The following is a 26,635-nucleotide window of genomic DNA, read 5'->3' on the forward strand; positions in this document are numbered from 1 at the left end:
TTTAAAAAAATGTTTGTACAAAGATTGCACTTTATGAGAGATTAACGGCGCTGGGATGGAAATAATTCATCAAAACTTCATGCTTTTAAATCAGATAACAGCTGGAAGTATGGCAAATTTTTAATTTATCAATTCAAAACGACTGGGCACATTAAATGGAAAAGTTATCGAACTATTTCCATCTACTTTTACATAATCTATCGAAATACTAATTTTCTTTGTGCCAGAAAGGGTATTTATTTTTAATCCACCCGGAAAAAGATAATCATGTAATTTCTGATAACTATTATAGGTTACCTTAAGCGCTTGGCCAGATTTCGCATCACTCAGATTAGTTTCCTCAACCCTATAAAGTGCATTAAACAAGAATTTATAATCCAGCTCATCTTTAATTCCACTCAACGTCCAAACACCATTTGCCTGCTTTACATTTGCATCTAAATTTAAGAAACCTGAGATGGCATTTCCTGTTAAAATATCTTGCAACGTGTTAAAATTTACTTGCTTATTGGTGAAGTTGTAAATGTAACTGAATGGCTTTTTGATGTATTTACCTTTCAAGCGATCCATAATTTTTATGCTATCTGGCGTAATGAGCGCGCGGGCAACCTCTACAACGCCGCCTACCGCAGTTATACTCACCCAAATAACCTGCTTATCCTTCATCCTGAAATTCATGGTTACGTCGTTCGCGTCTCCATCAATTACTAAATTGGCTTTTCCTTTTAGCGATAAAGTATTAAACTGAAGTTGTTTACTTTTTAGAAGATTTATGGCCTCGCCTTTTGTATCTGGAGGAACAACTGAATCGATCTTAGTTTTTGGTGCCATCACTACTGCTTTTTTGATTCCGCAAGCGGATATAAAAACTATAATGACTGCCATTAAACTACCGAAAATATTTCTTTTCATTTATCTTTTTAATTAAAATTTTTGAGGTGTTACCAGCCTCTTTTGCTAATTTCCATTTTATCAAAGCATTTTCGTATTCACCCAAAAAATATAGAATGTCTCCATAATGCTCGAGGTAAACACCATCGTTCGTTTTTTTGTTTTGTATTGCGGACTCTATAAATTGTTTTGCCAGCGCATACTTTTTTTGCTTAAATAACACGAAAGCGTAGGTATCCAATATGGCGGCATTTTTTGGTCTCGCCTTTGCCGCAGTTTCCGCATATCCTTGTGCAACTGCTAAATCTTCTTCGCGTAAAGCGAGAAAATAAGCAGCCTTGGTCATGAGTTGATAATTATCTGGCTCTTCCTTCATAGCCTGATGAAATGCATCCTTCGCGTCCTCGTATTTATTTTTGTTTATGAGAATATCTGCCTTTAAAGCATAAATCTGTGCCAATAAGCTGTGGTCTTCGCTCGCGAGCGATAAAGCATTTTCAACATTCGTCAAGGCCTCATTCAATGTTTCGGTGCGATACTGGGAATAGGCCAAAAAATAGTATATGCTGGCTTGGTTGGGGTAAATAGTCAGTGCCTCATTACATACTTTAATGGCTTCTGCGTATTGCCCGATCAAATTATGCGTGTTAATCAACCCTTCCCACACATTAAATTCCTGGTTGTTAATTTTAAGCGATTCCTCATATTTTTTAAGCGCTTCGACAAATTTTTCTTGCTTAAAAAGTGCATCGGCTTGTAGTGCAAGGGCTTTTGAATCGGTGGGATTTTGCCTCGCTAATATTTCTGTTAACACAGTCACATTTTTTAAATCCTGCGGATTGCTTAATTTCGAAAATAAGCGCCCAATAATTTGTACTTTTTCTCCTAATGGCATTTCTTGCTGCTCAAACGCTGATTTTAGAGCCTCAAAAGATTCAGACGTTTTTCCCATTTTACAGTAGGCGTCTGCAAGCGCAAGCAATATTTGAAAATTATCTGGATCTATTGGCGCCGCTTTTTCCAAAACCATTAACGCTTCATTGTTATTTCCTTTTTCCATCAACAGCTCTGCTGCGTATAAGTAATCCTTCGCACTTGCATTATTGCTATCCAATAACCTTACCATATCGCCTGGCTTTGCATGGTCTTGCTCCATTCGTTTGCGCGACGCGCTTAGCGCTGCAGATAATCCGAATTTTTGTTCGATTATTTTGTAAATCACTTTTGCTTCTTCTTCCTTATTGGTTAACAATAAAACATTTGCTTTCTCAAAGTAGTAAGCGCTATTTTGAGGATCCAATGCAATCAGTTTATTTAACACATTGTCTAATTGCGACATATTATTTGCCGCCTTGTAAATTTCTGCGAGTAGTTGGAGGTAATATTTGTTTTTGGGCTTTAAATTAACTGCCGAAATGGCATCTTGGTTTGCTTCTACCAAATGATTGATACGGAAATTTATTTTCGCCAACTCATAAAATGCTGCATCGTTTGATTTATCGATGGCCAAAACCTTATTAAAATTAAGCGCGGCAGCTTCATCATTTTCCATCAGCTTTTCTCTCAATCCAGCAAAAAAAAAGTCTTTAACCGCGAGGCTGTCTCGCTGAGCGAAAGCCTTCTCGTCGCTTTGCGCAAAAGCTGTTGAAGAAAACAGTAAAATAAATATAAATGTTGCCTTAAACATCATACTAGCTGGCCCTTTGGCGCAATATTGATTTAATAATGAGGCGGCTTCGAATCCCACTCCCTCTGCAAGATACAGATTTTCTCAAGCCTAAGAAATTATGAATTACGCCCTAACATTTTCAATAATTCCCCTTTTTCAAAATAGGCAATTAAACCCACGAAACAAATCAACATCGCATTGCCGACGTAAATATTTCGGTGAAATACGAAAAAAGACAAGAAAACAAGTGCGATGGCTATTAAAAGATAACTTCCAATCCTTTTTAAATCGTAAGGAATTGGATAATGCTTTTGGCCCAACACGTACGACATTACCATCATACTTGCGTAAGCAGCCAAAGACACCCATGCCGAAGCCATATAACCATATTTTGGGATCAGCACAATGTTAAAAAAAATTGTGATAAATGCGCCTACAACAGAAATATAAAGCCCGAATTTGGTTTGGTCTGATAGCCGGTACCAAATGGATAAGTTCATGTAAATTCCCAAACAAACATAGCCCAATAAAAGATATGGTACAGCAGGTAAGCCTACCCAATATTCTGCACGGTGAGCTGCATCTCGGGAGATAAAATATTTTAATATTTCAATGTTTGCAACCAAGGCTACAAATATAATGGCCAAGGCGATGCTGAAATATTTTAAAATCGTAGCGTAGGTATTTCTTGCGTTAGCATGTTTTGCATGGCTAAAGAAAAATGGCTCTGCACCCAGTCGAAAAGCCATGTTAAAAATACTCATAAAAATGGCTATTTTACATACGGCTCCATAAATACCAACTTCTTTTTCAGTAAGAAATCTGTCTAACAAAATCTTGTCTAAATTTTCATTGATGATAAAGGAGACATTTGCGGCCAAAATAGGCCAACTATATTGCAACATCTTTCTAAACATACCCTTATCAAAATTAAAGCGCACTTGTAAAATCTCGGGCAGGAGCAAGAGAAAGGTTATAATGCTCGCTGCCAAATTAGCCACGAATACGTAGCCAACCCATTTTTCACGATACCAACTCGAAAAAAAATTCGAAGTGGGCCAATGATGTTCAATGATGTATGGAATTACGTAAATAAAAAAGAGTGTAATTAGCACGAAACTTAGAATATTTAAAAATTTAATAAGGCTGTACCGAAAAGGTTTACCGTCTGCCCTTAATTTTGCAAAAGGGATAATTGCCATTGCATCGAAAAAAAGTAGAAAAAGAAAATATTGAACATATGTTCTCTGATCTTGATATTGAGACATGTCGTTATTTAACAACCATTTAGAAATAGGGTTTAAAAAAACCAAACCTGTTATCAAAAACACAAATGAACAAAAAGCAACAACCAAAAAAGAATTGTTGTACACCTGCTGCTTTTTACCTTCATGCTTGTTTAGGTATCTAAAATAGGTAGTTTCCATCCCAAATGCCAAAAACACATTAATGAGCGAGGCATAACTGTACATCTTGGTAAGCACGCCGTAGGCAGTGGCTGCATAAGTATGTGTAAAAACTGGTGTAAGAATGAAATTTAGCAAACGAGAAAATATCGTGCTTATGCCATAAACCATCGTTTGCCCAACAAATTTTTTATATACCGACAAGACGTTAGATATGAGAAATGAGAAATGAGAAATGAGAAACGAAATGTGAAATAATCATACTTTAACTTTTAGTTTTTTTTAAGATTTCGAATCCCTTATGGTCTTTAATTTCTCCCTCCACCAATTCCACTTCTTCTACCTTTGCCCCATCCGGTCCTTCCTTGCACCAGGCGACCAATTCGTGTAGCATAAAACTTTCCCCTTCTGCTTCGATGTAAACGGAGCCATCTTTTTCATTTCTTACAAAACCATTTATGCCCATTTGGTTGGCCACAGCTTTAGTGCTTAGTCTAAAGAATACACCTTGCACTTTCCCTTTTATCGTTATCTTTAAATGCTTTAATTCTGTCATAGTAATTTGAGATTCTCCCTTGATATCTTAGATAGAAAACCGACATTTTGGATAAACAAAAGTAAAACTAATTTTTTATTTTAGGCTTATGCAATAAAGGTTTACAATTCCTTTAATTGTTTAAGACTTACTTGAAATTCCTGCCAAATACTATGCAATATTTCCGCGGCTGGTTTTATTTCCCGCAATACTGCAGAAACTTGACCAATTTCGAGTTCACCATTTTCCATATCTCCTTCAAACATTCCAAGTTTTGCGCGCGCCTTTCCTAAAAGCTCCATTAACCTAATCCCACTCGCACCTTCGGCTTCTGCTTGAGCAATACGTTCTGCAAATTCGTTTTTTAGCAACCTAACTGGCACAAGCTTTTTCATTGCCAGTTTGGTATCGCCCTCATCGGAAGAAATAATTTTTTCCTTAAAATTAGCATGTGCGGAAGATTCCTCAGAAACTGCAAATGCCGACCCAACTTGAACAGCAGATGCGCCTAGCGCGAACGCAGCAAGCATTGCTCGTCCACTGGCTATACCTCCAGCTGCGATAACGGGGATTTTTACCGCGTCACAAATCATCGGAATTAAACACATTGTGGTAGTTTCTTCGCGCCCGTTGTGTCCACCGGCCTCAAATCCTTCGGCAACAATGGCATCAACTCCAGCTTTCTCTGCCTTTAGCGCAAACTTTGTATTTGCAACTACATGCACCACGGTAATCCCATTGGTTTTTAAAATGGACGTCCAAATCGCAGGATTACCAGCCGATGAAAACACGATTTTTATGTTTTCATCGATAATTACATCTATAATTTCTTTGATATTTGGGTACAATAAAGGAACATTAACCGCAAAAGGTTTATTGGTTGCTGCTTTGCATTTCCTTAGATGCGCGCGCAAAACCTCTGAATACATTGATCCAGCGCCAATAATTCCAAGTCCGCCGGCATTGCTTACCGCAGCAGCCAACCGCCATCCGCTACACCAAACCATGCCAGCTTGAATGATGGGATATTTTATCCCGAAAAGTTTACAGATGGGATTTATAGTTTCCATAAATTTTAAATTACAACAACTTTTCTACTTTGCTGCTTAAAATGTGAAACTCGTTAGACAACTGAATAAGGTTTAGCCCAGGTTTCTTACCCACTTCTATGCTGCCAAATTGCGCATCAAGATTTAAAAATTCTGCTCCGTTTCTCGTTGCCCAGATTAAAAGTTTTTCAAACGAGATATTCTTTTGTGTTTGCAGCGTTTGCATTTCTGCCAAAATATTTAGCTCATCGTTACTCGCCAAACTGTCGGTGCCCAAAGTTATTTTTACCTCTTCATCCATAAGCATATCAACATTAGGCAATGTATTTTCGATGTATAAATTTGCCCTTGGGCAAAGACACCAGAACAACTTTGAATTGGTCTGTTTCGCAAATCTAACATCAGCTCGGCTACTAAAAGTATTGTGAACCAACAATATTTTTTGCGTTTTGAACATTCCTATCCAAGATTGTAAAGAGGATTTTCCGCTTGCTTCAAAATCAGAAATGTTGATCCCTAAAAATTTGAAAAACGGCAAAAAATCTCCTGCTTTTTCTTCGAAAAATAAATTCTCAGCTTCACTTTCCTGATTGTGGATGCTTATGAAATCATTTTGATCAACTGCATATTTATTTAACGATTCCATCAGCTTTGTGGAAACCGAATAGGGCGCATGCGGAACAATGCTTGCTTTGAGCGGCAAAAAATCCTCCCGTAAAGCCATTGCATTTTCAATTATTTCTTCGGCCTTTGCCGGATTAAACCCCAAGGTTTCTATAAAAGTATGATAGTAAATATCGCTTTGAGTCTTTGCATTTTTTGATAAGCTGTTGTTACTGATATCGCCTACTGCAACGATGCCATTGCGCCACATTTCTGCATCAGCTGCCAATATAGCTTTATCAATATCTGCCAAATTTTGACCGCGTTTGGCCATTACACTTTCGGCAAATTTCACTAAGCCTATCCGCTTCGGAACAATTCCGATCATAGCAGATAATTCTATATGGCAGTGTGTATTTATAAAACCCGGCACTATCGCACCTTGATATTTTTTAACCTTTACGTGCGCTGCATCTGCTTGCGCGGCAGTAAAGATGTCTAAAATGTTTCCTTTTTCATCAACCGCGACCACTCCATTTCTTATTGGCGGAGCACTTACAGGAAAAAGCCAATCGGCAGAGAAATATCGTTGCATTTTACAAAGAAAGGAAATTATTAGATCATTGTCTTCCTGCTCCTAGCCTTAGCACACATCTTTTGAAGTTCATGTTTTTAACGTACCACCAACAAAGGAGTGAAATTTAATAACCCCTAATAAAGTTACTTTTTCTTGCAGAGTTGCGTCAAAATAGAAAATATAAATCCACCAATCTACTTTATAACTTGGGCGTTTTAACACGCTTTCCACTATATTTTTTTAGCCAAAAAAGCCAAAAAAGATACTGTTTCAATCGTTAAGCATAACTACCGTCCAGTTTGCGTACCACAAAGTTAAATCTTTGAAACAAAATTGATGATGCTTAATTAGCTTTATCTATTTCATGCGCATATTTAGAGATGATTTCTAAAGTGCTTTTATCCGTGTTGAATACAGAATTTAAACCTTGTGCCTCGCTATATGGATCTGCAGTGTAATTTACATCTCCGCGTTTCCACAGACCATCTTTCTGCGGAGTTCTTCCTTCTCCACCCCAACCCCAAAAATTCAGTCCTCCCAAAGGTTTTCCTGCTTGTATCGAATCCTTTAAGAGTTGAAAAACAAATTTATAGTATTCATCTCTCGCAACAGTAGGACTTCCAGGCGAATGTTTTTCACCATCTCTCACAAAACCAAATTCTTCCATTACCAAAGGCTTATTTAGCTTTTTTGCGAGCACCAAATGTTCAGAAAAATACTGCGTCGTTTTCTCTTTGGTTTGTTCCATCTCGGGTTTTTCAGCCTTATACCAACCCCAGTTTTTTGGCCACATGTGGAAAGTTATGTAATCGATGTACTTACTTCTATGCACTTCTTGGGTGTATTCAAGGTTATTTAGTGTGCCTTTACTGCCTTCGCTACCAGTGGTGACTAATTGTTTTGGGACAATGTTATGGATAAATCCTGCCGTTTGGTCTACCCACTTAGCAAAAATCTTAACCTTTTCTTCTGCATTTCCATCATTAGAAGGCCGAGGCTCATTGGCCAACTCCCAAGTCATTATGGTAGGATCATTATTGTATTTCTTTTTTGTATACACGTTTTTGCGATTTACCAACATGCTGATGTATTTTTGATATAGCGCCTGAGCCTTTTGATTGGTGTAAAACGTAGCCGAAAATTTTATGGCTTGGTCCCAGGTTTGGTCTTTATTACTTACAGGGTCTATCACGGGCTTTCCGGTTGTCCAAGAAACGTACTCTGCCATGCCGCCACTCCAATCCCAATAATTATTTAAAACCAATATGGCCCGCATATTTCTCTTCCCCATTTCTAGTAGCAAAAAATCCAGTCCTTCCAAAAGTTTTTCATTATAACTTCCATTTTTGAATTGGAACGGCGGACTTAAGGGCAAGCCATAATCAGACTCCTCTGATGCTGCAACGATACGTAAATTTTTGACCCCAAGTTCCTGTAACTGGTTTAATTCCCTCAACAAACGCTTTCTATTGCCATAATCTGTATCAGCGCCTAAATAAGCTCCATACCAAAAATTGGTCCCAACAAAATGATATGGTCTATCTTTAATGGTAAAGTTGGTATTTTTTACTTTTACAAAAGCCTGTTTTGTTTTACACGAAATCAGAACCGTGCCCGTAATCATGACACAAAGCCAGTTTACTAAAAATTTCTTTATCATCTTTATTTCTTAACTGAGATGGATTTTCCGTTGTATTTAATTGTCTTATCAATTTTTGAGCTTCGCAAATCTCCATTGCCATGATATGGATCAACAAAAACTACATTGATGGTTCGCTCCATTAGCATTCCGGCAAAGTGTCCCGTGCGCTCCCCAACCGTAAGTGTTTTATTTCTCTCATTCCAATTAAATCGAATGGTGCTAAAAATGCCTTTCGTGTAATTATTGTTGTCATTTTCATCCTCATAAAGGCTAAATGAACCATCTGCTCCGGTATAAACCCTAAGCTCTAACGGATCTGTCTTTTTCTCCGTTGCATATTGCAGATCTGGTCCAAAAGGAATAATTGCACCTTTTTTTATAAATAGTGGTATTTCGTTTAAAGGAGCCAAAGCGTTTATGGTTTCTCCACCATGGTATGTTTTACCCGTCCAAAAATCTACCCAACCCTTTCCCTTTGGCAAATAGAGTTTGCGCTGCGTTGCCGCTGAGTCCGTTACAGGATTTACTAAAATTGATGGTCCAAACATAAACTGATTGTCGATATTTCGAACTTTTACATCGGTTGGGAAATCCATCACCAAACCGCGCATCATTGTATAATCTTGATGATTTACCATCCCGTTAAGGGTATAAATATAGGGCATCAGGCGATACCTCAACTTGTTAAACTTTAATTGTGTTTTATAGGTTTCTGAATTTTCATCGCCAAAAAACCATATCTCTCTTTCTGTATTAGAACCATGCGCTCTAAAGATTGGGCAAAATGCACCAAACTGATACCACCGTGTATACAATTCTCGGTAAGCAAGATTTTTATTTCCTCCTGGATATTTTACCCAGAAACCACCTATATCTGTAGTCCAATAAGGCATGCCCGACATAGAGAAGCTCAAGCCTGCTGGGATTGAAGCCTTTAGATTGTCCCACTGGCCGGCAATGTCTCCAGACCAAATAACCGTCGAATATTTTTGCTGCCCAGCAAAAGCAGATCGGGTTAAAATAGCAACTCTTTTTTCTGGAGATGTTTGCATTTGCCCTTCAAATACAGATCTAGTATGTTCTAAAGGATAGGCGTTTAGATTGGCTGCTCCAGGGCCTTCAAAAGTTGGATTCATAAAATGGGACATATTCTCTGGTGTGGCATCATGATCTGGCATCTCGGGTTCAGCCGCATCCATCCACCAGGCATCTACCCCTTTTTTATATAGTTTTTGGTTAATTTGACTCCAGTACATTTTCCGAGCAGCAGGATTAAATGCGTCGTAATAGGAAAAATTATAATCTAAAAAATCTACTAAATTTTCCTTTAATGGCTTTGGATACAGATAGCCTGCTTGGTTAAGTGCTCTAAAATTGTCGCTATTGCGGTAAAACTTACCCCAAATAGAAATCATAAACTTCGTATTTAAGTCTTTATGCAAAGTATCTATCATTGCTTCCGGATTTGGATATCGAGCAGGATCGAAAGTGGCAGAACCCCATTGGTCGATTTTCCAATATTGCCAATCTTGTACAATAAGATCTAGCGGAATTTGTCGTTTCCGAAACGCTCTAACCGTATTTAAAATTTCATCTTGCGTTTTGTAACGCTCTTTACATTGCCAAAAACCCATAGCCCATTTTGGCAAAATGGTTGCCTTACCAGTTAATGTTCTGTAACCAGAAATAATTTTATCTATGGTCTCGCCACCAATTACATAATAATTAATCTCTTCACCAGCTTTAGACCAAAGCGACGTTTCTAAAGTCTTGTTTGGTTTTCGCCATTTAAGTTGAAAAGAATTGTTTTTATGAAACCTTTCCCACACCACTTCTACTTTATATTTTTTTCCTTTTTCTAGGTTAATGCGACCCATGTCTCGGGCGTTTGCATATGGCGCCCAGTTATTGAGCACTGATTTTCCGTCAATTTTTAAACTAAAAGTTCCATCCGAATAGCTATAAAAAGAATATTCGCCAGTTCTATCTGCAAGTAAAAAACCATTATACTTTGCCAATTTTACAGGTGCCTCTTTTGCCACCGCAATAGTGAAAGACTGGGCACTTTTAACAGATGGCGTTTCACTTTCTTCATTTCCGGTTATGGTAGAAGACAATCCCCCTTTAACGTTATTTTTATCAAATAGCAGGTTTGCAGGGATTGAAACAATAGAATCCGGATGGTTAAATTTTGTATAAGACAAATTGTTCCACAACAAACCATAACCTTTTGTCGACACAAAAAACGGAATATAAACCTCTGTGTTATGCTGATACAAATCTAAATCGTACCCTTTAATGTTTAGTAATCTATCTTGATGCTGTCCTAATCCATAAATTGCTTCGTCGGCAGGTGATTTAAATGTTTGGCGAATGCTATGCGTATGGTAATCCTCAAAGCTGCTGGGCAATATCGCTTTTCCTCCGTTTGTCTTTTCATCCAGCAAGAGCTTATTTTCTTTATCATAAAAAGCAACATGACCTGTAGTGGTATTGACTTTTGCAGTCATCTTTAATGTAGAAATAACAATTGTATTCGCTGATTGGCTTACCTTAACCAAAGGTTTTGGAAAACTACCTTCTAAAAACAAGCTCTTTTTCGTCGAAAATGTGTCAGCCAATGTATATCGGACATTGATAATATTGTCTGAAACAACCGTAATACCAAGCTTAGCTTTCTTGATTTTAACCACAATTGTGTTGTCTTCCAGCTTGTACCCATTCATTGCTTTTTGAGAATGAGCGGAGGAAAGAAAGCAACAGACCGAGATAAGACTCGCAAAAAATGACTTAGAGAAATGTATCATCTTAAAATTTTATAATTCCGGTATTAGTAGGAATTGGTTAGTACTTCAAAAATATACTTTACATGGATTAAAAGTTGATACTATTTAAGCCTTTAGTTTCCCATTTCGATAGTTAACATTGACCAGTATTTATCATTTTATCGCAATCAGCTATTAGAGGAAAATCCCAAATTCACGCTAAAAAAGCGAGTAAATTTTTTTAATAATATAGAAAAACAAATGTTGCACCCACGTTCTTATCGTTAAAAAAAGAAATATATTAAATGTACTATTTTCGTTACATTTAGACATAATTCTTCGACTATTTAATTAACCTAAATTTGATGAAAAAACTACTCTTAATTCTATTTTTACCTTTTTGGCTAACTTCTTTTGTCTTTGCGCAAAACAGGGTTATTAGCGGAAAAGTGACCGCTAAAAATTCCGAACCAGTTCGCGGCGCCAGTGTTTTAATAAAAGGTTCTTCTGCAACAGGCACGCAAACCGATGTATCCGGCAATTACAAACTCTCAGTTCCTGTTAGCGCTAAAACACTTGTTTTCAGCTCTCTCGGCTTCGAAAGCAAAGAAGTTCTCATTTCTGGTAAAACAGTTAATGTGGTACTAAATGAAGATAATAAGACTTTATCTGACCTAGTTGTTGTGGGTTATGGTACACAATCAAAACGAGATTTAAAAGGTTCACAATCATCTGTTGGCGCCAAAGATTTAGAAAACTTGCCGGTAACTAGTTTCGAACAGGCTTTACAAGGTAAAGCGGCCGGAGTTAGTATTTCCGCTCAAAACGGTAAATTAGGGCAAGGCATTACCGTTAGGGTTAGAGGAGCAGCATCAGTTACCGCAGGCAGCGAGCCTCTTTATATTGTAGACGGCATTCCAATAACTTCTGGTGATTTTTCTAATACTTCCGCGGCTACTAGCGCTCTTGCAGACATTAACACAAATGACATAGAAAATATTGAGGTTTTAAAAGATGCATCTGCTTCCGCAATTTATGGTGCCAGAGCGTCAAATGGAGTTGTGCTAATTACCACCAAACAAGGTAAAATTGGCAAGACTGTTATTAATTTTAGTGCCTTAGGCGGAATAAGTTCTCCATCTAATCATAGAAAGTTTTTAAACGCAGAACAATATGTACAAATTGAGCGGAGAGCTGCTATTGGGGCTGCAAATGTGGGTTTAGCAGATGGAACATATGCAACTTTACAAGAAGCGCTAGATGACAACGTGCCGTATGTAGAGGGAAGACTTAATAGATATTCGGCAGGTAATGACGATTATAAAACTTATAAAGTGAATTCTAACTGGGAAGCTGCATCTTTTCAAGACAAGCCAGCTACACAACAGTACGATTTGAACCTTACAGGAGGTAGTGCCAAGACTAAGTTTTATATGGGTGGGCAAGCGTTAGATCAAAATGGAATTATTGTTGGAAACAGTTATAAGCGTTATAGTGGCAGGTTAAACCTAACAAATAAAGTAACAGATTTTATTGAAGTTGGCATTAACTTAAATTTCTCAAACAGTATAAACAATAGGCTTTCTAACGACAATGCTTTCTCTAATCCAATTCAGGGAGTTGCATTATCGCCGATTACACCTTTTATAGATCCAAGATCTGGTTTGATAAGTGGAACATTACCTGGTGCAGCATCCAATTATCCCCTTTATTATAACCCTTTAATTGGCATTCAAAATGCAGCTTATAAAGCCACTGTTTATCGCACAATAGGTAAAGCATTCGCCAACATTAACGTTGCAAAAGGATTAAAATTTAGCACTGATTTCTCGATTGATAACTTAAATCAAAATGAAGAAAGTTATTATGGATCGTTAACGTTTAGAAATACCGGTACTGCCAATGGCGATGGTGAAAACATTTCTACTTTCGTGATCAATACCAATACAAACAACTATTTTTCTTACACTGCTAATTTCGGCGAGAAAAGCAAATTTGATGCGACGTTAGGTACAAGTTATCAGAAATCTACCGCCAAATACAGTAATATAGAAGGCCAAGATTTCCCAAGTGATGCTTATAAAAAGCTAGGGAGTGCTGCAACCAAGGTCATTGCAACCTCTAACGAAAGCGCTTTTAGTTTTCTATCCTATTTCTTAAGGGCAAATTACAAATATAACGACCGCTATTTAGTAGGTTTTAGCGTTAGATCGGATGGGTCTTCGCGATTTGGAGCAAACCATAAGTACGGTTATTTCCCTGCAGGTTCAGTAGCGTGGATTGCATCCGATGAAGATTTCCTTAAGTCAAACGCTGCGATCAGCCTATTGAAATTTAGAGCAAGTTATGGCCTGACTGGCAACGCAGAAATTGGTAATTATTCTGCGATTGGCCTATTTAGCGGTACGGGTGCTTATGGTGGTCAGGCCGGGCAAATTCCAACCAGAATTGCAAATCCTAATTTAACTTGGGAGAAAACCACCCAAGTTGACGTTGGAGTAGATTTCGGTATTCTTAAAAACAGAATAACGGGTGTATTTGATTTTTACCAAAAAAATACGTCAAATTTACTGCTTAATGTGCCTATTCCAGAAACAACAGGCTTCTCGACGTTGACACAAAACCTAGGCAAACTAAAAAATACAGGATATGAGCTTGGCATAAACACAGATAATTTTGTCGGCGCGCTGAAATGGTCCACCGCTTTAACTGCATCAATTAATAATAATAAAATTACCGATTTAAACGGACAAATTTTAAATACCAATGAGATTAACGCAGCCGTTGCCGGGCAACCAATTGGCGTATTTTATTTGCCTGAATATGCAGGTGTAGATAAAGCAAATGGCGATGCATTGTATTACTTAAATGGCTTGGGGACAAATGGCAGTGTTGATAGAACCACCACAAACGACATTAATCAGGCACAGAGAATTTTTGCCGGTAACCCAAATCCGAAATATATTTTTGGCATCAATAACAATTTATCCTACGAAAACTTTGATCTTGGGTTATTCTTTCAAGGGGTTTCCGGAAACAAAATTTATAATGGTGGCGGACCGTTTATGAGTGCAAATGCATCAAACGGATTTGACAATCAAACGGTAGACCAATTAAATTATTGGGATAAACCAGGTGACGTTACCCAGGTTCCAGAACCACGATTATTTGGCAATAACGGCACAGGAAACTCAACTAGATATCTATCGAATGGAAGCTATCTGCGTCTAAAAACCCTAACCTTGGGCTATAATTTTACTCCAGCAGTATTAACCAAGCTTAAGCTGAGCAAATTGAGACTTTATGCTACTGCCCAAAATTTGGCTATAATAACCGGCTACAAAGGTTGGGATCCTGAGGTCAACGCAGATTATCAAGCAACAAATATTAATCAAGGAGTAGACTTTTATTCAGCACCCCAGCCAAGAGTTATCGCTGTAGGTTTGAATATTGGGTTATAGTTTTAGAAAGAAATTAATTATGAAAAAGACATATATACATAATCTATTATTTGTAATGATGCTGTTAGCGACCGCCTCATCTTGCAAAAAAGCACTAGACATCAACCCTGTTGATTCTATTGAGCAAAGTAAGGCTTTACTGACATCCAAAGATGTAGAAGTTGCACTCGTTGGGACCTATTCTGCATTTGGGAATAGAAATTTTTATGGCGGACGGCCATTTTTAATGGCAGATTTTTTAGCCAATACCAATGCCATTCAGTGGGGTGGAACTTATGAAGAACTTACCCAAGCGATAAACAAATCCCTTTTAAAAACAAACGGATTTGTAGAGAATGTTTGGGCAACCGGGTATACAGCCATTAATGATGCAAATAATGTTATTGCCAATATAAATAAGGTCGATGCAGCGAAAAAAGACAAAGTAGAGGGAGAAGCTAAATTTATTAGAGGCGCCAGTTATTTCGAGTTAGTTAGCCTTTTTGGTAAAGCTTATAATGATGGTAGTCCGACAGCAAATTTAGGCGTTCCAATAGTACTTACGCCAACTAGCTCTATTACTGACGGGAGTTATGTAAGTAGAGCTACTGTGGCAGATGGTTACACTCAGGCCATGTCGGATTTAAAAGACGCCGAGACCAAGCTACCCGAGACAAATGGTTTCTATGCAACAAAATTTTCGGCAGCAGCTATGTTGGCAAGATTGTATTTGCAAACCGGAAATTATAAAGAAGCTGCTAGTGCAGCTGATCGAGTAATTAAATCTGGGAAATACTCGTTAACATCTGCTTTTATCAATGCGTTTCCAACTATGGGTTCTTCGCCCGGTGCCAACTCTACTGAAGATGTATTTGCAATCCAGATCACAAACCTAACAGGCTTTAATGGGTATAATGAATTTTATGGTTCATCTACCTACGGTGGGCGAGGCGATGCGGTAATTTCTCAAACCTGGATTGACAATACGTATGCTACAAACGACGATAGGATTAACGCATTTTACGATGATGGAGATATATTTACTTCAAAATATGCGAATGTTTATGGAAATGTTCCTATTATTAGACTGGCCGAAATGTATTTGATAAGAGCAGAATGTAACGCTCGTTTAGCACCAGCTACACCAATTGGCGCTACGCCGTTAAAGGATTTAGCGACTGTAAGAAGCAGAGCAGGGTTAACAACTGCGACCGCAACTTTAGCAGATATTTTGAATGAAAGAAAGTTAGAGTTAGCTTTTGAAGGTTTTGCATTGCACGATGCGAAAAGAACTCAAACAAACATCGGTTCTATTTCCTGGAATTCTAATGTACTCGTTTTTCCTATCCCGCAGCGGGAGATAGACGCAAATAAAAAACTGACTCAAAATCCCGGGTACAATTAAATTTTAGTGAATAAAGGAAGGTTCAAAATTCTAAAGTAGACTAAGGTCTAGCGTTAGAGTAAGGTCTATATTAAGGCTAGTTAAGTCATTGTAAACGACTAACAAACGCAGATGATTTTCGGAAGAAGGTTTTTAAACCTGAACATTCAAGACAAGACAAAATAGTATGAAAATAAACAGTCTAGTATTTTTAAGCTTAATTGGTACCACAATGTTTACCGCATGCAATAATCAAAAAGAAGGTACCTCTAATAACGACACCGATACCACTACTTATGCAATGGTGATTCATGGTGGAGCAGGTACCATTTTAAAAAGCAAAATGACTCCTGACAAAGAAGAAGCCTATAAAGCAGCTTTAAAGCTTGCTTTAGAAAGTGGATATAAAGTTTTGAAAGATGGAAAATCTAGCGTAGATGCAGTAGAAGCAACCATTAAGGTGCTAGAAGATTCACCTCTCTTTAACGCAGGAAAAGGCGCAGTATTTACACACAATGGTAAAAATGAAATGGATGCAGCCATTATGAATGGTGAAAATTTAATGGCTGGGGCCGTTGCCAGTATAGGTAATGTAAAACACCCAATCAGTGCTGCGAGGGCGGTAATGGAAAGATCTGAGCATGTAATGATGGCTGGACCTGGCGCAGAGGAATTTGCAAAGCAAGCAGGATTAGAAATTGTAGATCCTTCTTATTTTTACACCAAAGAAAGGTGGGATGGCCTTCAAGAAGCCATTAAAGAAGATTCTACAAAGGCAGTTTTAGACCACGACCAGAAAAAAAGTACTAAGCTCGGCGCCATCAACCACGATTATAAATTTGGAACAGTAGGTTGTGTGGCTTTAGATCATCAAGGCAATCTGGCAGCTGGCACTTCTACCGGCGGAATGACCAATAAAAAGTTTGGAAGAATCGGAGATTCACCCATTATTGGCGGAGGCACGTATGCAAATAACAAAACCGTCGCTGTTTCTTGCACGGGTTGGGGCGAGTTCTACATTAGAAATGTGGCAGCCTATGATGTGTCTGCCTTGATCGATTACAAAGGTTTATCTGTAAAAGATGCCGCGCAAACGGTAATAGATAAAATTGGCAAAATGGGTGGCGATGGGGGAATGATTGCACTTGATAAAAATGGCAAAATGGCGATGCCTTTCAACACTGCCGGCATGTATCGTGCTTCGATTACCAAGGTAGGAAAAATAGAAATATTGATTTATAAATAATGTCGTAAAAAAAAGTCTCCGCTTTAATTGCCCTTGTTACTTGCTTATGCTCTTCCTACATAACTTTTGCTCAAAAAATTTTAACAAAGGGCAGTTTGTTTATTATTAGCGGTGGAGAACGGTTAGACTCCCCAATTATAGATCAATACTTTATAAAACGAAGCAAATACAACCGCGTATTTCTGCTTTAGATGCAAAGCCACAATTCGATTGTATCGGGATTGTCGAAGGTCCAGCTTTGGTGGTGCATCAAAAACATGCTAGTGTGGTGGCTGCTATTCAAATTTTAATGTTGCCTAAATATGGAGGCTAGAATTGTACCTACTGTAATCTACTTGCAACTACTCCGTTAAATTTATTCTCTACCACTAATTGTAAAACACGGTGAAATATCTTACACTCATTTTATCATCAGTAGTTTTTATTATAGTTTCTTGCAAAGCGCAAGTGCCAATTGCCAAGCTTAATGGCGATAAAGTTACGTTGAATGCACGAACATATAAAGTTGAAAACGACGGGAAAAAGTACGTTTTTATTAAAAATACCTCTAACAGATTGGAGGATGTAAAACAAGTTGCACCAAATTTACCATCGGGTCTTACAACTAGTTATCATGTAACGATTGATAAGAAACTGCTTACTAAAATATGTGCAGAGATTATTTCTGCAGAAAGATTAAGAAAAATGCCGCAAGGAGTGACTGATTGGTTAGGAATAGATTTGAAGTATGATACCAAAGGTGCTCCACTAGAAATGAGTTTTGTGATTCGAAATACTTCATTAATATCTGCTAAGATTTGGAGCAAATAGAACAGGAAATTAAGAACAGTAAATTTAGAGTTATTTTCCTAAATGGGATAAGTCGCTATTTTAATGGAGCAAATTATTTTACAGCATATGTCCCGATTAAATATAGTGAGATGTTAAAAGCTTTGAGCACAAACTAAAAAATCCAAATCCAATTTGTGCATAAGCACATTGCGGCAGCGCTAAAAAACTCGTGCTATCATCATTAAAAGAGCCAAGCATTTTTCCACAGTTTCCTAGAGGCCCTATGGCATCTTCCATCGGCCTCCAAATTCGTCTGTTAGGTGTCTAGGTTACACCGCCATCTTTAGAATCTCGAATAATCATATTTCCCTATTCTTTTGAAGTTTCTAACAAGTTGAAATCGTTTTCATACATATATAGCTTCGGCCATAATTGCCCCTTCGTTTCTGCTATTTTTTCTCATCGTTTTCATCAATTTTTCGATCTAAAAATTGCCTTAACATCTGGCTGCTGCTCCGTTCCTTCTGGTCCAAAAAACTCATACGTAGCAACATATTCCTCATTGAGCAAAACAGCAAGACTTAGTGAGCCGATAATAGCCCGGAAGATGCAAAACTAAAATATATAGCTAAACCGGAAGGCTTTAGATTAAGTGAGTCGCTTATTTGTGCACACAATAATGTTGAAGAAAACAGCACCGTTATTGTTAATTTCGATCTAGATAAAGCTGAACTTTCTAGGCTTCTAATCATCACATTCAGTTTTAGTATTAAGAATCAATTAGGTAAACAGTTATTCTTAGGGTAGGCCGAATTATAAAGCTACCGAGCAAGAATATTCAACGCTTTAAATCCCATCATTAGCGATAACCTGTTGATTTAAATTACCTTTTTTAAAGAACAGTCGTTGCAAAAATTTTCCGATTTCAGCTATAACAAAGGAACCATTTTTAAGTCTGTTTATCTTCAATCCAGAAAATGGTTTCCGTTGGGCCTAACTACGGCGCCGATTCAAAAATACCTATCGATGGGTTCCTGCCTGGCATAACGTCATTCCCGAAAAAATCTTTTATCACAGAAGTCACCACGGGCACGCCGGCTTTTTGGCCAACAGAGCTGTCTAGTAGTTTAAAACATTTTAGTTGGTCAAATCCCGATAGCACTTTAATCGGCAGAGACACAAATTTTGGATCGTCTGTTTTTTTGTTTCCAGATTCTGGTATGTTTACATGATTGCCATAATAAATATTTGATTGATAATAATTTCGGGTACTTTTAGCGAGTTTGTAATCTACTGTTGTCTCAACATAAAAAATGTTGTTGGCTATTAGGGTACTATCTGCATACCCATTCCAGTTGCCCATTTCGATAAGGGTACTATCTATATTTGGCGATTTTTTATCCCGATAAATTACATTGTTATAGATTTTGGTATTATTTACCGGGCCAGCAATATGAATCACAGGAGAAAATCCCGCACTTTTTCCAACCGTTCGGTATCCATCATTAACACTGACGTTATACCGAACGATGGTCGCTCTATTTCCAATGTTTGCAGGCAGTTTTGAACTTCCATCATTACATACCAATAAAAATCCTCCCACATTATTATGGCTATAGTTATATTGGATAATCGTATTTCTACAATTCCAATCTGAATCGAATCCCTGTGAATCCCACGGGCCATCGGTAAAAGATACCTCGTTAAACTGAATTATAGTATTGTCGCAACTCCATGGCCAAATGCCTGCAGCAGCATCTCCCTCCGGAAATCGCTGACCTGCACGGCAAACATAATTGTGCTCAATCAAGGCTCCATCACAGCCGATCGGAACAATCCCGTCTCCTCCAATATCGCTAAGTCGATTATTCCTTATAACGACATTGCGAGAAGGAAACCATTCCGTTCTAGTCCAATAACCGCTACTTGTAATTCCGTTCCGATCTGTCCGTTCTATCTGACAATTTTCTATCAAAAGCCCATCAAATGCCGATTTCAATTTCATTCCACCGTTGGACCAATGAATTCCTGACCCGCCACCTTCACTCTTTCTATTACTGCCATTTACGTCGTGCACATATAAGTTCATAATTTCTGTGTTGTAAGAGATTCCAAAATTATCCAGTGTAATTTGAAGCCCTATCCGTTTAGCCTTTGGGTGTTCCCCTTGATTGGTGATCTCAAAGTTTTCAAACTTCAAAAATTCAGAATTAAAGATGAGAACAGCTTCAGAAAAAAGACCATTAGCTTCTATTTTAGGTCTTTCCCCTTTACCAAATGAACTAAATACAATCTTGTTGCCTGATTTTCCTCTGCAAGAAATTTTAAGATGGCCAGAATAGATTGTCGACGAACGAAAAAGCACAGAATCACCAGGCATTAAAACAACTTCGTTTACCTTGTTCAGTGTTTTCCAAGCTTTTTCTTTTGAAAGACCGCTTTGGTTATCATTTCCTCTTTTACCATCTACATAATAAGTTGCCGATTTGGATTGTATCACAAAAAACAAGTTTAACAGCATCATCACAATCATATATTTATTTCTATTGCCCTTGCTCAATGGTGGATATATTTTCTGCATTTTAGTTTTATCTCCTATTAAAAAATTTATTGCGACGCCCTTTAAGCAAGTTATCATTTAAACAATTAGTTTTCTAATCCGCGCAAGTGATCTGCTGGTTAATTATTTATAAAAACTTATAAATTAGGCCTGCTTTCGCTATCGACTATTATCATCTCACAACCTAAATACTACAGTTATCATAGGTGTTGAGTCTTTTTTAAAAGGTGAAGATTGCTGCGGGTTTAATTTTAATTATTTGCTGCCCTGTTTTTCCTAAAGCAAAAGTCATTTAAATGTGCCTAAAACTAACTCTGCAAATGTTTTTTGATTTCATCGACATCTTACTATCGTTCTAATTAAATAGAAATTTCTCCAATTTCCATCTGTACCGAGAAGTACAGATTTCTAAACTCAACTGCTAATAACTTACCAGGATTAAAGCGCCCCATTTGCAAGAGGTTGTAAAAGGACATGTATTGAGGCGCCTCTGGATAGGATAAATTATATTTTTTTGCGGATTCCATAAATAACAAAACGCCTTAAACATAAGTTTAAAGCGTTTTGGTGTAGTTTGATAACACATTGGCGGAGAGAGAGGGATTCGAACCCTCGGTACCTTGCAGCACACACGCTTTCCAAGCGTGCTCGATCGACCACTCTGACACCTCTCCGACTATTGCTTATTCTACAACAGAGATTTTAAGCATGTTTGTTTTTCCTTTTGCTTTTAATGGTGTAGATGCTGTATTTATTAAAATATCACCGGCTTCAACCAAGCCTTTGTTTTTTAGAAATTGGTTTACTTCAATAATGGTATTGTCTGTGCTTTCGAAATTATCATAATAAAAGCCTCTAACGCCCCACAATAAACTAACAGTATTTAATAAAGACCTATTGCTGGTAAATATGAAAGTAAGCGCTTTAGAGCGGTAACTAGAAATCTCAAAAGCCGTATAACCACTCAATGTCATAGAAACAATTCCAACTGCATTGGTCTGTTTCGCCAAAAAGCAAGCTGAATTACAGATGGCATCACCCAAAAAGGTTGGAGAAGATGGTTTTAAAAACTTATCTGGATTGAACGGATATTTATTGGTCTCGATGTTCTGAATGATCTTCTGCATGGTTTCGATCACAATCAGCGGAAATTCTCCCACTGAAGTCTCGCCACTTAGCATCACCGCATCTGCGCCATCCAATACCGAATTTGCTACATCATTTACCTCAGCACGAGTTGGCCGCGGCGTAGTGATCATGCTTTCTAACATTTGTGTGGCGATAATTACAGGCTTAGATGCAGCGCGACATTTCTCTACGATCATCTTTTGCAACAAAGGCACTTCTTCCATCGGGCACTCTACGCCCAAATCGCCCCTGGCCACCATAATGGCATCAGTTACGGCAATAATTTCGTCGATGTTTTCAATGGCTTCTGGTTTTTCTATTTTCGCAATTACGCGGGCAGTCTTTCCTCGATCGGCAATGATTTGTTTAAGCTCAATAATGTCTTCCGCCTTACGTACAAAAGACAAACCAATCCACTCCACATCATTCTTCAGCACAAATTCCAAATTTTCTCTATCTTCTGGTGTTAAAGATGGGATAGAAACTTTTGTATTTGGTAAATTAACGCCTTTTCTAGAGGTTAGCAACCCACCATGTACAATTCTACAAGTTACAGCCGTTTTTAAATCAGTTTCTAGAACCTCCATCTGTAACTTTCCGTCGTCTAATAAGATGATTTCACCTTTTTGAACGTCTTTCGGGAAATTCTCGTAGGTGATGTATATTCGATCTGCAGTACCGATACACTCTTCTGTGGTAATTACGGTAGTATGGCCATTAATTAAATGTATGCCACCTTCTTGTACTTTACCTATACGGATTTTTGGGCCTTGTAAATCGGCCAAAATGCCCACATTATAATCGTGTTTCTTATTAAGGTCTTTTATGGTATCCAAAGCCGCCTGATGATCTGCTTGGCTGCCGTGAGAAAAATTAAGACGGCAAACATCTAAACCGGCGTTAAACATGTTAAACAATACGTCGGGTTGCGATGATGCTGGGCCCAGCGTGGCAACAATTTTGGTTCTCGAATGAAAAGGTTTCATTTATGTAGTTGGTTTTGCAATGAAGTAATTTAGGGGATCGGATCCCCAGATTTCGAACTATGCTAATTTAAATAAAATATTTAAAAACGGGCAAATATAGTGTAATTAATACACTATGTGATAATTATTTTATAAGACTAGGTTTTCTCGGCTCCTCAGTTTGTGTGGGTCTATCTTGGCCGCAACCTGTATTTCTGGCATCCTATTTAAACTTGAAATCATCCTACTAAAATCTTCTTCATCTATGTATTCCATTATAATTAAAAAAAAGTCTACATTCGCCATTTCTGGGATGAGGATTCCGTCGCTACTTTTGTTACCCAACAAATAATACGACTGCTCATCTTCCTCGATAAAAAAATAATATTTAGAAAAATTTAAAGCATAAGCCTCTACCGCATGAAAAATTTCGTGATCTTCAATCTTTTCAAACTCTAACTCCAAATTGATGTTAATCTTGTGGCAGAGCGTATAATCCTTCAGTGGAGCCGTAATTGCAATAAGCGTAAAATCAAGGTCTAGGGCAAGCTTTAAGTAAGTCTTATTCAAAACAAATTTATTTATTAAACAAGTCGAAATTAAAAAACTAATTCTATATTCGCTTTATATTCGAGGCTTAAATTGGGCGTCGAAATAAAAAACATTTGAATATTGTAAGAATTTATTTTTCTTTGCACTGAATTATTTAACTATTAAATTATAAAATTATGTCTGATATTGCTTCAAGAGTAAAAGCTATTATCGTAGAAAAACTAGGTGTAGATGAGAGCGAAGTTACGCCAGAGGCTTCTTTCACCAACGACTTAGGTGCAGATTCTTTGGATACTGTGGAGTTGATCATGGAGTTTGAAAAAGAATTTAATGTAGCCATTCCTGATGATCAGGCTGAAACCATCGGTACCGTTGGTCAAGCGATTGCTTATTTGGAAAAAAACGTTAAATAAAAAACTTACGCATTTTTACGTATAGATGGGATTAAGAAGAGTAGTAGTAACTGGGCTGGGTGCGCTCACTCCAATAGGCAATAATATTCCCGAATTTTGGGATGGATTGACCAATGGAGTGAGCGGCGCTGCTCCAATTAAGAGTTTTGACACAGAAAAATTTAAAACTAAATTTGCTTGTGAGCTTAAGAACTTTAATCCCGAAGATTATCTAGAAAAAAAAGAAGCCCGTAAAATTGACCCGTTTGTTCAGTATGCTTTGGTAGCGACTGAGGAAGCGGTAAAGGATGCAGGCTTAGATTTTACAAAATTAGATACCAACAGAATTGGAGTGATCTGGGGAGCCGGTATTGGAGGTCTAAAAACCTTTTTAGATGAGGTCTCTAATTTCGCAAAAGGCGATGGAACTCCAAGATACAATCCATTTTTTATTCCGAAAATGATTATAGATATTGCTCCAGGGCATATTTCTATAAAGTACGGGTTGAGGGGTCCTAATTTTTCAACCGTTTCTGCGTGTGCATCTTCTACCAATGCCATGATAGATGCTTTTAATTACATCCGCCTCAACATGGCTGATATGATTATTACAGGCGGATCAGAAGCCATTATTAATGAGGCTGGTATGGGCGGCTTCAATGCCATGCATGCCCTTTCCACTCGTAATGACGATCCTGCTACCGCTTCTAGACCTTTTGACAAAGACCGCGACGGTTTCGTGGCCGGCGAGGGCGCAGGAACTATAATATTGGAAGAGTTAGAGCATGCAAAGGCAAGGGGAGCAAAAATTTACGCCGAGCTTGTTGGAGGTGGAATGAGTGCCGATGCAAATCATATTACCGCACCACATCCTGAAGGTTTAGGCGCAAAAATGGTGATGACAAATGCATTGAAAGATGCGGGCATGTCAACAGCCGATATTGATTACATTAATGTTCACGGTACGTCTACACCACTTGGAGATATTAGCGAAACCAGAGCCATCAGGGCTTTATTCGGAGAAGATGCTTATAATTTAAACATCAGCTCAACTAAATCTATGACGGGGCATTTGTTAGGCGCTGCAGGTGCAATTGAAGCAATTGCATGTATTTTAGCGGTACAAAATGACATTGTTCCTCCGACAATAAATCATTTTACGGATGATCCGGAATTTGATCCAAAATTGAACTTTACGTTTAACAAAGCACAAAAGCGTACCGTAAATGCTGCATTGAGCAATACTTTTGGTTTTGGTGGACATAACGCATCGGTAATATTTAAAAAATACACAGAATAAATTCTTTTAACTGTTTTTTCGTTGGACCTTTCCAAACAAATAACTGTATAATGATGCAATTCTACTTATTATGCCATTTGTTTAATGCCATTTTTAAAATTATATAAACTTTACTTTTCTCCACAAAAGGAGTTTGTAAAAAAGTTGAAGAATGTGTTGGGTTTTGTACCCACCAATATTTCGCTATATAAAATGGCTTTTAGACATCGATCTGCAGCGAGGCTGCTAAAAAATGGAACTAGAAGCAGCAATGAACGACTAGAATTTTTAGGTGATGCCATTCTCGGCTCCGTTATCGCAGAACTTTTATTTAAACAATATCCCTACAAAGAAGAAGGCTTTTTAACAGAGATGCGGTCAAAAATTGTGAACAGGGCGAATTTGAATCAGCTGGCAAAAAAAATAGGGTTTGACAGTATGATAAAATTTGATGAGCGCTCTGTAAGCATACAAACAAAACACAATTCTATGCTCGGTGACGCTTTTGAAGCCGTTATCGGCGCGATTTATATGGATAAAGGTTATGACTTTACTAGAGAATTTTTAGTCAAAAGAATCGTAAAACCACACATAGATATCCATACTTTAGAACTTACCGAAACAAACTTTAAAAGCAAACTGATAGAATGGTGCCAGCGCCACGGAAAAGATGTAGCTTTCGAAATCACGGAAAATGCCGAGGGGGAAAGCTCCAAACTTTTTACGGTTAATGCCATGGTAGATGGCGAAGCCTGTGGTTCTGGAAGAGATTACAATAAAAAGAATGCAGAAAAAATGGCAGCAGAGAAAGCTTGTGAAATTTTAGCATTTGACTAATTTAAGTTAAATGTTAGCTCAATTTTAAGCTTTTTATAGTTTTTAAGCCCCTTAAAGGTTACTCTATTTTACTTTCAGTGATAAAAATAATTTTAAAAGTTATTTCCCCTTTCCCAAAGTATCTGTAAACCTCTTTGTGCTTTCCTTAATGTACTTAATGTAATCGTAACTGTTCCAATTTGCAACCTCATCATAATCTGGCCTGCAGTTCAACATATAAATTTCTAAAGAATCTCCCCTTAAACTACTGTTACTTTTGATGATCGTATGATTAAAATATTTATCAATCTCACTTTGTTTTAGTTCATTATCGGCATAACGTCCAAATCTCCGAGCATTGCGGGGTGTTTTGCCAAATAACTCATACATCGCCGTCAACGGCGAAAACAAAAAAGATAAGAATGGAGGCTTACCTTCATAAAAAGAGCCCTTTCTTTTATACTCACTCTTAATTTCTGCCAAATCTTGTTTTTTAGTATCGCCAAACACATTAACGTCTTTTAACTGCAGGCTCGACCGAAGAAGATAAACCACTAAATCTGAATTACCGGTTACTACCATCCGCGCATCTGCATGGTCTCTTTTAGTTATTATTAAAGTATCTCCAGATTTAGCCTGAAGCTGAAATAGCCCCAAGTCATTACTTCCGACACCCATTTTTGTACGCACATTTGTTATATCTGCAAGCGCGATACGAAGATTAGATCCTTTTTCTATCACCACTCCTTTAACAATTTGCTGTTGGCTAAAAGTCGTTGCTGCTAATAAAATGAATGCGACAGTAAGTTTTAAAAAGCGTATTTTTTGCTGCATTTTCTATAGCTTTTTGATTTAAAGATAGCCATTTTAATAGACTCGCTTAGTTAAAAAATGTTAAGAAACAGAATTCGTTTTATGATTTATCCACCTCAAGGGTTCCATTTTTTTATATGCTGTCTCTTGCA

General features: G+C 37.7%; 20 protein-coding genes and 1 tRNA gene. 7 read left to right on the forward strand and 14 right to left on the reverse strand.

Annotated elements, in window-relative coordinates; all coding sequences use genetic code 11:
- Window positions 1–120: 120 nt before the first annotated feature.
- The 8 genes from ACVWYG_RS13805 to ACVWYG_RS13840 form a co-directional block, all read right to left on the reverse strand.
- Entirely contained in the window at window positions 121–912 is a 792-nt protein-coding gene (locus tag ACVWYG_RS13805) for a DUF4292 domain-containing protein (protein WP_457270816.1), read from the reverse strand.
- Window positions 890–2,581 (reverse strand): tetratricopeptide repeat protein, encoded by a 1,692-nt coding sequence (locus ACVWYG_RS13810; protein WP_457270817.1) that lies wholly within the window; start codon window positions 2,579–2,581, stop codon window positions 890–892. Before ACVWYG_RS13810 ends, ACVWYG_RS13805 begins: the two co-directional genes overlap by 23 nt.
- A 95-nt stretch (window positions 2,582–2,676) precedes the next feature.
- Complete coding sequence (locus tag ACVWYG_RS13815; RefSeq protein WP_457270818.1) at window positions 2,677–4,170, reverse strand: lipopolysaccharide biosynthesis protein; 1,494 nt, start codon at window positions 4,168–4,170, stop codon at window positions 2,677–2,679.
- Between the two features lie 61 nt (window positions 4,171–4,231).
- Entirely contained in the window at window positions 4,232–4,522 is a 291-nt protein-coding gene (locus ACVWYG_RS13820) for an acylphosphatase (protein WP_457270819.1), read from the reverse strand.
- Between the two features lie 101 nt (window positions 4,523–4,623).
- Window positions 4,624–5,571 (reverse strand): NAD(P)H-dependent flavin oxidoreductase, encoded by a 948-nt coding sequence (locus ACVWYG_RS13825; RefSeq protein WP_457270820.1) that lies wholly within the window; start codon window positions 5,569–5,571, stop codon window positions 4,624–4,626.
- Window positions 5,572–5,581: 10 nt separating this feature from the next.
- Complete coding sequence (locus ACVWYG_RS13830) at window positions 5,582–6,748, reverse strand: amidohydrolase family protein (RefSeq protein ID WP_457270821.1); 1,167 nt, start codon at window positions 6,746–6,748, stop codon at window positions 5,582–5,584.
- 325 nt (window positions 6,749–7,073) lie between these two features.
- Window positions 7,074–8,390 (reverse strand): glycoside hydrolase 5 family protein, encoded by a 1,317-nt coding sequence (locus tag ACVWYG_RS13835; protein WP_457270822.1) that lies wholly within the window; start codon window positions 8,388–8,390, stop codon window positions 7,074–7,076.
- Window positions 8,391–8,392: 2 nt separating this feature from the next.
- Window positions 8,393–11,098, reverse strand: a complete 2,706-nt coding sequence (locus ACVWYG_RS13840; protein WP_457270823.1) for a TIM-barrel domain-containing protein — start codon at window positions 11,096–11,098, stop codon at window positions 8,393–8,395.
- 404 nt (window positions 11,099–11,502) lie between these two features.
- Between ACVWYG_RS13840 and ACVWYG_RS13845 the strand changes: the two genes are divergently transcribed.
- The 4 genes from ACVWYG_RS13845 to ACVWYG_RS13860 all read left to right on the forward strand — a co-directional run bounded on the left by ACVWYG_RS13845 (window position 11,503) and on the right by ACVWYG_RS13860 (window position 18,017).
- A complete protein-coding gene (locus ACVWYG_RS13845; protein WP_457270824.1) occupies window positions 11,503–14,598 on the forward strand; it encodes a SusC/RagA family TonB-linked outer membrane protein in 3,096 nt (1,031 codons plus the stop codon).
- Between the two features lie 19 nt (window positions 14,599–14,617).
- Window positions 14,618–15,982 (forward strand): RagB/SusD family nutrient uptake outer membrane protein, encoded by a 1,365-nt coding sequence (locus tag ACVWYG_RS13850; RefSeq protein ID WP_457270825.1) that lies wholly within the window; start codon window positions 14,618–14,620, stop codon window positions 15,980–15,982.
- A gap of 166 nt (window positions 15,983–16,148) precedes the next feature.
- Window positions 16,149–17,207 (forward strand): isoaspartyl peptidase/L-asparaginase family protein, encoded by a 1,059-nt coding sequence (locus tag ACVWYG_RS13855; protein WP_457270826.1) that lies wholly within the window; start codon window positions 16,149–16,151, stop codon window positions 17,205–17,207.
- A gap of 384 nt (window positions 17,208–17,591) precedes the next feature.
- Window positions 17,592–18,017 (forward strand): hypothetical protein, encoded by a 426-nt coding sequence (locus ACVWYG_RS13860; protein WP_457270827.1) that lies wholly within the window; start codon window positions 17,592–17,594, stop codon window positions 18,015–18,017.
- A 958-nt stretch (window positions 18,018–18,975) separates the two neighbouring features.
- Here the strand turns inward: ACVWYG_RS13860 and ACVWYG_RS13865 are convergent.
- From ACVWYG_RS13865 to ACVWYG_RS13885, 5 genes are all read right to left on the reverse strand, one after another.
- A complete protein-coding gene (locus ACVWYG_RS13865; RefSeq protein ID WP_457270828.1) occupies window positions 18,976–20,559 on the reverse strand; it encodes a right-handed parallel beta-helix repeat-containing protein in 1,584 nt (527 codons plus the stop codon).
- A 338-nt stretch (window positions 20,560–20,897) separates the two neighbouring features.
- On the reverse strand, window positions 20,898–21,065 hold the full coding sequence (locus ACVWYG_RS13870; protein ID WP_457270829.1) for a hypothetical protein: 168 nt from the start codon (window positions 21,063–21,065) through the stop codon (window positions 20,898–20,900).
- A gap of 59 nt (window positions 21,066–21,124) precedes the next feature.
- A tRNA-Ser gene (locus ACVWYG_RS13875) sits at window positions 21,125–21,212 on the reverse strand.
- Between the two features lie 9 nt (window positions 21,213–21,221).
- Window positions 21,222–22,652 carry a pyruvate kinase gene (gene pyk / locus ACVWYG_RS13880; RefSeq protein ID WP_457270830.1) on the reverse strand — a complete coding sequence of 477 codons (1,431 nt, stop codon included), beginning with the start codon at window positions 22,650–22,652 and terminating at the stop codon, window positions 21,222–21,224.
- A gap of 129 nt (window positions 22,653–22,781) precedes the next feature.
- Complete coding sequence (locus tag ACVWYG_RS13885) at window positions 22,782–23,201, reverse strand: IPExxxVDY family protein (RefSeq protein WP_457270831.1); 420 nt, start codon at window positions 23,199–23,201, stop codon at window positions 22,782–22,784.
- A gap of 158 nt (window positions 23,202–23,359) precedes the next feature.
- On the opposite strand from ACVWYG_RS13885, the gene ACVWYG_RS13890 reads away from it, so the two are divergent.
- The 3 genes from ACVWYG_RS13890 to rnc all read left to right on the forward strand — a co-directional run bounded on the left by ACVWYG_RS13890 (window position 23,360) and on the right by rnc (window position 25,691).
- On the forward strand, window positions 23,360–23,596 hold the full coding sequence (locus tag ACVWYG_RS13890) for an acyl carrier protein (RefSeq protein WP_008508386.1): 237 nt from the start codon (window positions 23,360–23,362) through the stop codon (window positions 23,594–23,596).
- Between the two features lie 25 nt (window positions 23,597–23,621).
- Window positions 23,622–24,875 (forward strand): beta-ketoacyl-ACP synthase II, encoded by a 1,254-nt coding sequence (fabF, locus tag ACVWYG_RS13895; protein WP_457270832.1) that lies wholly within the window; start codon window positions 23,622–23,624, stop codon window positions 24,873–24,875.
- Window positions 24,876–24,959: 84 nt separating this feature from the next.
- Window positions 24,960–25,691: a ribonuclease III gene (rnc, locus tag ACVWYG_RS13900; protein WP_457270833.1), complete on the forward strand. Its 732-nt coding sequence runs from the start codon at window positions 24,960–24,962 to the stop codon at window positions 25,689–25,691.
- 99 nt (window positions 25,692–25,790) lie between these two features.
- On the opposite strand, the gene ACVWYG_RS13905 is transcribed toward rnc, so the two are convergent.
- Window positions 25,791–26,504 (reverse strand): hypothetical protein, encoded by a 714-nt coding sequence (locus ACVWYG_RS13905; RefSeq protein WP_457270834.1) that lies wholly within the window; start codon window positions 26,502–26,504, stop codon window positions 25,791–25,793.
- Window positions 26,505–26,635: the final 131 nt, after the last annotated feature.

The organism is Pedobacter sp. UYEF25 (genome assembly GCF_054061655.1).